This is a genomic window from Brooklawnia sp., assembly GCF_049651565.1.
Classification (GTDB): Bacteria; Actinomycetota; Actinomycetes; order Propionibacteriales; family Propionibacteriaceae; genus Brooklawnia.
In genome coordinates, this window is record NZ_JBASCI010000229.1 from 1 (window position 1) to 4,128 (window position 4,128).

Sequence of the window (4,128 nt, forward strand, 5' to 3'; positions counted from 1 at the left end):
CGGGTCGACCTCGTGTCCAGCCACGCGCTGTGACTTACCAGAGCCGCTCCGACGGCCAAAGTGATGGCGACCCGCCCGTCCCGCTCATCCCAAACTGAAACACGCCTTCTTCAGCAGTCTCCTAGGAGGTCCGCCTCACCGCGGTGGCTCAGCACGCGGAGAGCGTCGTCAGGAGGACCATCGACATCGCATCCCACGGGTTCGACGCCCAATCGCTCATCGGCAAAGCCGTCGGCAGCTCGGGCGCCATCCTCCGACACGGCGCTTGTCCCATGGGCGGGCCCTGCGACGAATACCCCCCGGGAGCCTTGGAGCCCTGGTGAGCCGAATGGGTCAGGACCGCCAGGAGGGGGGCATTCGTTCTCCCTGGCCCGGCACGGTTCACCGGCCCTCGCAGCGCCGGTCGTACAGAGACCGTCCCGTCCGTAGGATCCGGAAGCACAGCAAGAACGCCTCGCTGAGGCGCTCCAGGTCGCCGCCAGCCTTGGACACGTCCGTCCCGTCCGTGCCCCGCTCGGCGAGCGTGCTGCGCGTGAGCACTGCCCACCCCAGCGCGTGGGCATCGCCGCTCAGTTGCTGCCACAGCGCCTTCACGAGCGCCGCCCGGACCGGGTCGCCCAGCACCAACGCCGCAGACCACACCACGACGTCAGTCAACGTCAGCGTGCTGGCGGCGGTCAGGGTGGGCGTCGCTCGCCAGAGGGTGCGCGCGCCGTCCCTCCTTGCGCCCATGTGATCGAGACCCTCCCGGACTTCCGCCAGAGCCGCCGCATCCTCGATCAGGGGCAGGTACTCGCCCGCGTGCTGCATTGCGCGGCGGTACCACTCGTCGATGACCCGCAGGGCCCGCTGCTGCCGCTCCAGCCTGTCATCAGGGCCCACTATCCACACCGCCTGGCTGGCGCCGACCAGGGCGCCCCTCAGGACTGTGAAGTGCGAGCTGGGGTAGATGTCCTTCGATTCGATCGCCGTCCTCGCCAGGTTTAGGTGCTGGGTGGCTGCGACCAACGACTGCCGGACAATCTCCGAGGGCGGTTGGTAGGGCCAGATCGTGTCGTCTTCGGCCGCCTCGCTTCCACGTTCAGGTTGCTCGACCTCGCGTGAACGGACGCGCCAAGCCTCTAGGGTCGGGAACGTCTCGTGCATTCGCTCGAGGGCGCGGCGCTGGTCCTCGGTCAGGGCCGACATGCCCCTCATGCTGGCAGAACGCGTTCAGCGCGACAGGTTTGCCCGGGGACGACGGATCGCTGACGCCAGTTCGCGAGAGCCGTTCTGGATGGCGAGGTGGGCCACAATGCGACGGACACGTTGCGCTTTCAGCTCCGCCAGCCCCCATGACCATACCGACCGACGCCACGGTTACCCCGGGCACGCGAACTCCCCGTCCACCAAACGGCTGGACCGGTTCCGGAGCGCCCACCGCGCGGCTTCCGGATGTTCTACTGATGGCTGACCAGTGATGCATGAATGGTCGAGATCATCGCCGCCAGGATCGAGCAGCACGCCCTGAGGGAGAGTCGTTGCCTTCGACCGGGCGCGCTGACCTTCCGCGAGGCGGTTCCGCGCGTCTGTGCCACGGGCCTAATGCCCCCCGACGATCTGGATCGCCCCGTACGGCTAGATCGCTCTGGCGAGGGGGTACTCGTCCCAGGTTCGTCCGTCCAGTTCGCGGCCTTGCCGTTTGGGGGAACGCCCGCCCCATTGCTTGAAGAAGAACGGCACGCCTGTCTGGAGGCAGTTGTCGCGCAACCCGCGGATCCAGTTGACGTCCACTGGCCGGTAGGACGGTCCGGACTCGCCGCCGGCGATGACCCAGTCGATGGCGGTCAGGTTGAGTTGGTCGAGCGGGCCCAGCAGGGGTTCGCAGCTGAGGAAGCGGACTGCTGCGGGCACGTCGCGAAGGTGGTCGACGCGATTGGCGTAGTGCATGGTTTCGACGGAGACGCCGATCCAAAGGTTGTCTGGCCACTCAAGATGTTCGGCGAGGCGGCGAAGCCGCATTGAGCGTTTCGTCAGTACCTGGTAGGTGTGCTGTGGGGTCCCGCGGATGACGTCGAAGACATCTCTGATGGAGTCAAGCGTCACGTGGGCGTGGAACAGGTCAGACATGGAGTTCACGAACACCATCCGTGACCCCGACCATGTGGTCGGCTGATCGAGGAGTTTGGGATGCATCGTGAGCTGGAACCCTGGACCCGATGTGACCGGGTTGCCATCGTTCTGGTAGCCAGGTGCCCCCATCGACTTGAGTCTTCGCGCCATCGTGAGCGCGTAGCAGTGATCGCAGCCGGGTGAGACGCGGTCGCAACCGGTGACGGGGTTCCAGGTCATCTCCGTCCATTCGATCCTCGATCGAGTGCCCATGTTCCTATCCTACTCGAACATACGTCTGATTATTCTGCCGACGCGCCTCTACTGCGCGAAGAAGGTCACCGTGCAGCCACGTGGGTACTCGCCCGGGCGACGCCGATCGACGGCGGTGATGAGTTGGTCATTCTCCATCGGCTTCAGCGTCGCTCGCTTGACGTGACTGGAGTGGTACGGGGTCATGGCCACGACCCAGTCGACGACTTCCTCGATCGGGACCGACCTGCCGGCGAAGTGGTCAAGCAGCGCCCCACGCAGGGGATCGGTGTCAGGAGTGTCGCCGAAGAGGACTTCCTGGCCGGCGAGGCGGTCGCTGAACGAGTAGCCGCCGAGGGGGTCGATCTTCCACATGACCTGCTTCATCTTGTCCAGGCCCCTGAGCGATCTGGTGGCGAACACCAGGTAGTGACCGAGGATCCCCTGCCCGTTGCGCATGGCGAAGGACTGGACGTATTTGAAGTTCGCGACCTTGCCGAGCTGTCGTTCGAACAGTCCGATCAGGAACTCACCCCGGTCGGGTGTCCCCGCAGGGGGCGCGTTCTTGAAGTCGTCGCACCCGAACAGTGCCTCGAAGTGTTCGTCGACGTTGCCGGCGGTGGCGAATCGCTGGGCACTGTTGAAGTCGAAGTAGCAGAACAGTTCGCACCGATCAGCGGCGAGCAGGTCGGCTAGGTCCTGCAGTTCGAGCCCCTTGTAGCCGAACGGGTCAATGAAGGCGAAGGTCGGTGCCAGTTTCCGGCCGTAGCTGGCAAGTTCCTTGGCCAACACAGCGAAGTCCTCGTTGCTGGCATGCACCTTCACGTTCGAAGGCCACGGCGTACGGCTGGCCTGGAGCGTCTTGAGGTTCGCCTCGAGGCAGCGGTACCGGTCAGGGTCCTTCTCGTTGAACACGAAGACGAACTCGCAGTGGCCGAGGTTGGCGAAGTATGAGTGGTCAAGCAGAGCGCTGAGAGCGATGATCGGCGAGCCCGGTTCGCCACCGTCGTAATGACCTGGCCCGGCGAACCCGTCGAGGAACACGACCCGCCCGCGCGCTGATGCGAGAATCGGAAACCGGCTCTTCCCAGATGAGGGTGTAGCGCACGTCGCGCGGCGGGCCGGCGCGTCGGTGGCCGGATAGAGGTCGAGGTCTCCCGAGGATGAGAGCTCCTACACACTCAGCCCGAAAGACCTCGACGTGCACGACGCTACCGTCGGCGGGCGCGCTGATGCGTTCGCCAGCCCCGACCTGACTGCCTTCTGCCGCCTCGACGAACTCGGCCTCGTTGTCACCGGGCAGCGACTCGAGCCGGATCGTGCCGTATTGGCCTGCCAGGTGGTCGAGCCCGACCAGTGGTGCCGGCGCTGCGGCTGCGAAGGGAGACCACGTGACACCGTGGTCCGACGGCTTGCCCACGAACCACTGGGCTGGCGGCCCACGACGCTGGAGGTCGTCGTGCGCCGTTACCGCTGCAGCGGCTGCGGGTATGTGTGGCGCCAGGACACCACCGCCGCGGCCGAGCCCCGGGCCAAGTTGTCTCGGCGCGCTCTGCGGTGGGCGCTGGAAGGGATCGTGGTCCAGCACCTGACCGTGGCTCGGGTCGCCGAGGGGCTCGGGGTGGCCTGGGACACCGCCAACGACGCCGTTCTGGCCGAGGGCAAGCGGGTGCTGATCGACGAGGAGCACCGCTTCGAGGGGGTGAAGGTCGTCGGGGTCGATGAGCACGTGGTGCGCCACGAGGCGCTGTTGTATCGGATGGAGGTGGGAGACCTGCATTGGTT

General features: G+C 66.0%; 3 protein-coding genes and 1 pseudogene. 1 reads left to right on the forward strand and 3 read right to left on the reverse strand.

Going from position 1 to position 4,128, the window contains the following annotated elements:
- Positions 1 to 381: 381 nt before the first annotated feature.
- The 3 genes from WBL05_RS10805 to tcmP form a co-directional block, all read right to left on the reverse strand.
- Positions 382 to 1,188 carry a hypothetical protein gene (locus tag WBL05_RS10805; protein WP_424225862.1) on the reverse strand — a complete coding sequence of 269 codons (807 nt, stop codon included), beginning with the start codon at positions 1,186 to 1,188 and terminating at the stop codon, positions 382 to 384.
- Between the two features lie 429 nt (positions 1,189 to 1,617).
- A complete protein-coding gene (locus tag WBL05_RS10810; RefSeq protein WP_424225864.1) occupies positions 1,618 to 2,364 on the reverse strand; it encodes a DUF5131 family protein in 747 nt (248 codons plus the stop codon).
- 48 nt (positions 2,365 to 2,412) lie between these two features.
- Positions 2,413 to 3,414, reverse strand: coding sequence for a three-Cys-motif partner protein TcmP (tcmP, locus tag WBL05_RS10815; protein ID WP_424225865.1), 1,002 nt, complete (start codon positions 3,412 to 3,414; stop codon positions 2,413 to 2,415).
- 130 nt (positions 3,415 to 3,544) lie between these two features.
- On the opposite strand from tcmP, the pseudogene WBL05_RS10820 reads away from it, so the two are divergent.
- Positions 3,545 to 4,128: pseudogene (locus tag WBL05_RS10820) on the forward strand (ISL3 family transposase); the annotation flags it as partial.